A 3,745-nucleotide genomic window follows, 5' to 3' on the forward strand; every position below is an offset into this window, starting at 1 on the left:
GGATCTGGTGTGGTCATACGGCCATCGCAACGTGCAGGGCGCGGCTCTGCATCCTGACACGGGCCAGCTCTGGACGGCGGAGCATGGCGCGCGTGGCGGCGATGAAATCAATCGTCCCGAGAAGGGCAAGAACTACGGCTGGCCGGTCATCACCTATGGCGTCGATTATTCCGGCGCGAAGATCGGCGTCGGCACGCACAAGGACGGCATGGAGCAGCCGGTCTTCTTCTGGGATCCCTCGATCGCGCCGTCCGGCATGGCGTTCTACACGGGCGACGCCTTTCCGGCTTGGAAAGGGAACGCTTTCGTCGGCGCGCTCGGGCGCGAACTGAAAATGCTCCTGCGCAGCACTGAGGAAATCCGCCACGACCGGAAGCGGCCGCGACGGGCGCGACGGCGGCGGGGAGGGTGCGGGGCCGGGCACCGGCAACCCATTCGGCGGGCGTGGCCATCTAGAGCGGCTCGATTCGTGACAGCGGTAGTCCCCGGCGAGGCGCCGGCGAGGCAAGGGATCAGAGGTTGCGCAGGAAGTCGGGGTCGTCGTCCGGCCCCCTGGGGGCTCGCCGGTCCTGCGGTCCCGGCAGCGGGCGGCCTGGTAGGGCATACGCCTTCGGGCGCCCGGCGAACCACCAGCCGGCCGGCCCGGCATACGGGAAGAGCAGGATGACGAAAACCCAGACCACCTTCGGCAGCCCGCGCACGCGCTCATCCGGGGTCTGCACGCAGTCGACGAGCGTGTAGACCGCCAGGACCAGGGCGAGCAGCCCGGGAAGGAGGCGCAACATGGGCCTATTGTCCCACCTCGTCGCGACGGAATGCGCCCGCCACCGCGCGCCGGTCCGGCTTGCCCGGTCCCCGCTCCGGAATTGTGCCCACGAACGCCAGGCGGCGCGGTAGGCCGTATGCCGGCACCACCCCCCGCAGCCGCTCGCGCACCTCGGCGAGGGTGAGGGTCGCGTCCCCGGCCGGCACCGCGGTCAAGGCGACCACCTCGCCCCACTCCGGGTCGGGCAGTCCGACGACGACGACCTGGGCGAACTCCGGGCAGGCCGCCAGCGCGGCATCCTCGACCAGCCGCGGGTTGACCTTCTCACCGCCGGAGTTGATGACATCGTCGCGGCGGCCAAGCACCTGCAGGCGACCGTCCGCGCCGAAGATCCCGAGGTCGCCGGTCCGGAACTGCGCGCCGCGCTCGCCCGGGCGGGAAAAGGCGGCGGCCGTGGCCTGCGGGTCGTCGAGATAGCCGGCGGCCAGCGTCGGTCCGCCGAGGCCTATCCGGCCGTCGTGATCGAGCTCGATCGTCGTCCCCGGTAGGGGTGCGCCGTCGTAGACGCAGCCGCCGGCGGTTTCGGTCATCCCATAGGTCGCGACCAGCCGGACGCCGGCCGCATCGGCGCGGGCGCGCAGCCCTTGCGGCAGCGCAGCGCCCCCGACGAGGACAGCGGCGTAGCGGCGCAGGGCGGCGGTTCCGGACGGCTCGTCGAGCAGCCGGCCGACCTGGGTCGGGACCAGCGAGACGTAGGCCTGGTCGTGCTCCAGTCGCGCGGTGGCCGCGGCGAACCTCGACGGCCGGAAGCCGGCGTCACGCTCGAGCACGGCCGGCGTGGTGCCGGCCAGCAGGGAGCGGACAAGCACCTGGAGCCCGGCGATGTGATGGGCCGGGACGGCCAACAGCCACTGCCCGGGGCCGCCAAGGACGGACTGCGTTGCGGACGCGCTCGCGCGCAGGGCGGCGGCGGTGAGCAGTGCGTGCTTCGGCGGGCCCGTCGAGCCGGAGGTGGCGACGGCGAGGGCCAGGTCCGCGGGCAGGGACTCGGGACGCGAGGCAGGCAGGGCGGGTGGGGCACCGGCATACGGCAGGAGCGGGGAACCGCCATCGAGGGCGGCCGCCAGGTGGGGGAGCAGAGCGAGCGGGTCGGCCGCGTCGACCGGGGTGAGCGGCGTGAGCATCCGGGTGTGTGGGGCCGGACTCAGCCGGCGAGGAAGGGCCGCACGCGATCCTTCGGGCGGCCGATGATCGCGCGGCCGTCGCGGATCAGGACGGGGCGTTGGAGCAGCCGCGGCTCGCGCAGCAAGGTCGCGATCACCGCCTCCGCGTCCGCGACATCGTCGTGGTCCAGGCCGAGTTGGACGAACAGCGGGTCACGGCGAACCAGATCCTCGACCGGGTCCTCGAGGATGGCGATCAGGTCGCGCAATTCGGCCTCGGAGAGCGGGTCCTTCAGGTAGCGCCGAATCTCGACGTCGGCGCCGAGATCCTCGGCCGTCTCGAGTGCCGACCGTGAGGTCGTGCAGTTGGGGTTGTGCAGGATCGTCGTCGTGCTCACCCAGCCACCATAAGGGAGCCGTATGACACAGTCGGCCCCATGACCGTGCGGTGGCTGTGGATCTTCCTGGACGCCCTCGAGCCGGCTCAGGAGCAGTGGGAGTTTTGGCGGGCGGTGTCCCGGTCGCGATTCTCGCCAACGCGAGGAGATCGCGACCAGTTCGCCACGCTCCTGCCCAAGGGCGGCGCTGCCTGGCTCAAGCTGCAGCAGGTGCGCAGCGGCGGTGGCCTCCATCTCGACCTCGATGTCGACGACGTCGCAGGCGCCGCGGAGTTCGCCGCCACGCTCGGGGCGGAGGTGGTGCATCGCTATCTCGAGGGCACGGTCGTCGTCATGCGCTCGCCCGGCGGCTTTATCTTCTGCCTGACCACCTGGCGCGGCGACGCAGGCCAGATCCGCGCGGGGGAGCCGGATCTGGTGGATCAGGTGACTCTCGATGTGCCTCCCGGGTCCTATGACGGCGAGGTCGCGTTCTGGTCGCGCCTGCTCGGGGTCGCGCCGGCCGTCGGGTCGCTGCCTGAGTTCACCGCGCTGCCGCGGCCGGCGCAGCTTCCGGTCCGGCTGATGCTCCAGCGTCTCGACGTGGGCGACGGGACGGTGACCGGCCACCTGGACCTTGCCTGCGCTGACCGAGCGGCGACGCTGGCGCGGCATACGGACCTTGGGGCGACGGTCGTCGCGGAGGGCGGGCGCTGGACGGTGCTCGCCGACCCGGCCGGGCAGCGCTATTGCCTCACCGACCGGGCACCGTCGACAGGCGTGCTGCCGGCCTAAGGCCCAGGGGTGTGCCTCGTGGCCAGCGTGCGCAGCCCAGCGTGGGCGGACCGGTGGCTCAGCGGGTCGATCGGCACCTCGATCACGCGCAGTCCGTCGGGAGGCGCGGCCACGAGCCGGGCAAGTTCCGCGGGGGTGTCGACGCGGGCATACGGCACGCCGTGGGCGCGGCACAGGGCCGCGAAGTCGGTGCGGGTGGGTGTGCCGAAGAGGCGTTCGAAGGGTTCGGCCAGGGCGTCAGTGCCCGGCTCGAGCAGGCGGAAGATCCCCCCACCCGCATCGTTGACGACGACGATCGTCAGATTAGGTCGGGGTTCGCCCGGGCCGATGAGCAGGGCGTTCGTGTCGTGGAGGAAGGTCAGATCCCCCACCAGCGCGTATGCCGATCCCACCGTCAGCGCCATACCCACGGCCGTTGAGACGCAGCCGTCGATCCCCGCTAGGCCGCGGTTGGCGACCACGGTCAGGTGGGGTGGGAAGGCCCCGACGCCGAGATCGAGGTCGCGCACTGGGTTGGAGGGGCCGACGAAGAGGTGGGTCGGGGACGGCTGGAACGGGACCTGTTGGCCGGCCAGGGCACCCACGAGGGTCCGGGCGACAGCGAGGCCGGTGGGCCACGCGGGGGGTTCCGCGGCGATAGCGTC

General features: G+C 72.1%; 6 protein-coding genes. 1 reads left to right on the forward strand and 5 read right to left on the reverse strand.

What is annotated here, in order from left to right:
• Nucleotides 1-13: 13 nt before the first annotated feature.
• The 4 genes from PKH97_RS14795 to PKH97_RS14810 all read right to left on the reverse strand — a co-directional run bounded on the left by PKH97_RS14795 (nucleotide 14) and on the right by PKH97_RS14810 (nucleotide 2,327).
• Entirely contained in the window at nucleotides 14-367 is a 354-nt protein-coding gene (locus PKH97_RS14795; RefSeq protein WP_324388342.1) for a hypothetical protein, read from the reverse strand.
• Nucleotides 368-512: 145 nt separating this feature from the next.
• Entirely contained in the window at nucleotides 513-785 is a 273-nt protein-coding gene (locus PKH97_RS14800; RefSeq protein ID WP_324388344.1) for a PLD nuclease N-terminal domain-containing protein, read from the reverse strand.
• A gap of 4 nt (nucleotides 786-789) precedes the next feature.
• Nucleotides 790-1,950, reverse strand: coding sequence for an o-succinylbenzoate--CoA ligase (gene menE / locus PKH97_RS14805; RefSeq protein ID WP_324388345.1), 1,161 nt, complete (start codon nucleotides 1,948-1,950; stop codon nucleotides 790-792).
• Between the two features lie 20 nt (nucleotides 1,951-1,970).
• The gene (locus PKH97_RS14810; RefSeq protein WP_324388347.1) at nucleotides 1,971-2,327 is read right to left on the reverse strand and encodes an ArsC/Spx/MgsR family protein; all 357 of its coding nucleotides are present in this window, start codon (nucleotides 2,325-2,327) and stop codon (nucleotides 1,971-1,973) included.
• 39 nt (nucleotides 2,328-2,366) lie between these two features.
• On the opposite strand from PKH97_RS14810, the gene PKH97_RS14815 reads away from it, so the two are divergent.
• Nucleotides 2,367-3,101 carry a VOC family protein gene (locus tag PKH97_RS14815; RefSeq protein ID WP_324388348.1) on the forward strand — a complete coding sequence of 245 codons (735 nt, stop codon included), beginning with the start codon at nucleotides 2,367-2,369 and terminating at the stop codon, nucleotides 3,099-3,101.
• On the opposite strand, the gene PKH97_RS14820 is transcribed toward PKH97_RS14815, so the two are convergent.
• On the reverse strand, nucleotides 3,098-3,745 hold a 648-nt coding region (locus PKH97_RS14820; protein WP_324388349.1), incomplete at its 5' end, for a thiamine pyrophosphate-binding protein. The genes PKH97_RS14815 and PKH97_RS14820 overlap by 4 nt on opposite strands.

This window comes from Nostocoides sp. (assembly GCF_035343835.1).
GTDB classification, from domain to species: Bacteria; Actinomycetota; Actinomycetes; order Actinomycetales; family Dermatophilaceae; genus Nostocoides_A; species Nostocoides_A vanveenii.